Here is a 1,186-nt window from a genome sequence, read left to right as displayed (position 1 = left end):
AGACCTTTCAATAACACGAAGGGCTAACCAATATCCTTGCAACAGTGCCGGTGAGGAAATATCACTAATCACCTTGCTGTCAGGCTCATACTCGCCTTTGCTCAACACCAGAAACTTGATGACATCTTCAGTTCCAAGTGCCAAAGGAGTGTCTATCGCATCGTCATCACAATCGGTAATGGCCACAATCAATGAGTCACCCAGCAAAAAAGCCCACGTCAGTGCCTCGCGGTAAACACCCTGCACGTTCAGTGAATTTTCCAACTCGTTTGCACGACTTCTCACATCCTCCGGCACACCTCCGATGATTTCACGTGGCATTTTCAACATATCGTCGGCGGTTTTATCGATAAATTTCTTCACCACCCACGAATTTTTGTACATTGCCAGCAGTTCACGATCAGAAACATCACCCCGCGTGCTTCCATAGTTGATCGCTGCTACCCGTTCTCCCAGCAAGGTGAACATACTGGTCAGGCCGTCAGTTGCGCTCGCTGAGTGATATCACTGCGACCCGCGATAAGTCCGTCCACGGAAATATCTTCGTCCAGTTCGTCCCAGTGAAGTCCCCGCGCACTCAGTTCAAAGTGTTCACGCTGCGCCGGGCTGGCGTGCATCAGTTTCGGGAACCATGCCAGCGGCACGCCCAGCGTGCGTGCATCACTCAGCATCACCCACATATTGTATTCATCAAACCGTACTGCCTTAGCGGAAATACTCATTGCGGGTAAAAATCCGTATCCATGATTTGCTCAAACGTCCAAGGGCAAACGTCAGGAAACACATTTTCACTGATGCCGGTTTCCTTAGACGCCGATATTTTTGCATAGAGATAAACCTTAATAAGACGGTCATCAAGGCGGCTTTTCAGGCTGGGATTTTCCTCCAGGCAATCGGCAAATTTGCGTCTCTGTTCCTTAATGGTCAGCAGCCAAATTTTTCCGCGCCGACTGTCCTGATAACGCCATTTCAGCATGTGTGATAGAAGTTTTTCGAGTCTTGATTCCAGTTCTCTACGCTCACTGCGACCCATAGACTCTATTTCCTCCAGAAGGTTGTCTGTATCCAGCTGTTCAAAGTTACCAGCACGAATTAAATCCGCCTGCTCCTGAGTCCAGCCGTAAAAATCACTGTCATAACGGGTTGTCATAATTTCCTCGCATATATTTATTGGGGCTGTCCTAGA

Annotated in this window: 3 protein-coding genes; all 3 read right to left on the bottom strand. The window is 48.6% G+C overall.

Going from position 1 to position 1,186, the window contains the following annotated elements:
• A partial coding sequence (locus BBW68_RS12635; protein ID WP_148127669.1) for an anti-CBASS protein Acb1 family protein occupies window positions 1-468 on the bottom strand: 468 nt, incomplete at its 3' end.
• A gap of 5 nt (window positions 469-473) precedes the next feature.
• Window positions 474-722 carry a DUF2442 domain-containing protein gene (locus BBW68_RS12630; RefSeq protein WP_070135632.1) on the bottom strand — a complete coding sequence of 83 codons (249 nt, stop codon included), beginning with the start codon at window positions 720-722 and terminating at the stop codon, window positions 474-476.
• Window positions 719-1,150, bottom strand: coding sequence for a DUF29 domain-containing protein (locus tag BBW68_RS12625; RefSeq protein WP_070135631.1), 432 nt, complete (start codon window positions 1,148-1,150; stop codon window positions 719-721). Before BBW68_RS12625 ends, BBW68_RS12630 begins: the two co-directional genes overlap by 4 nt.
• Window positions 1,151-1,186: the final 36 nt, after the last annotated feature.

The organism is Candidatus Erwinia dacicola (assembly GCF_001756855.1).
GTDB classification, from domain to species: domain Bacteria; phylum Pseudomonadota; class Gammaproteobacteria; order Enterobacterales; family Enterobacteriaceae; genus Erwinia; species Erwinia dacicola.
This window is presented reverse-complemented; position numbering and strand designations above follow the sequence as displayed.

Coding starts and splice junctions, on each gene's coding strand:
- BBW68_RS12630 (WP_070135632.1), bottom strand. CDS start 722: ATGAGTATTTCCGCTAAGGCAGTACGGTTTGATGAATACAATATGTGG.
- BBW68_RS12625 (WP_070135631.1), bottom strand. CDS start 1,150: ATGACAACCCGTTATGACAGTGATTTTTACGGCTGGACTCAGGAGCAG.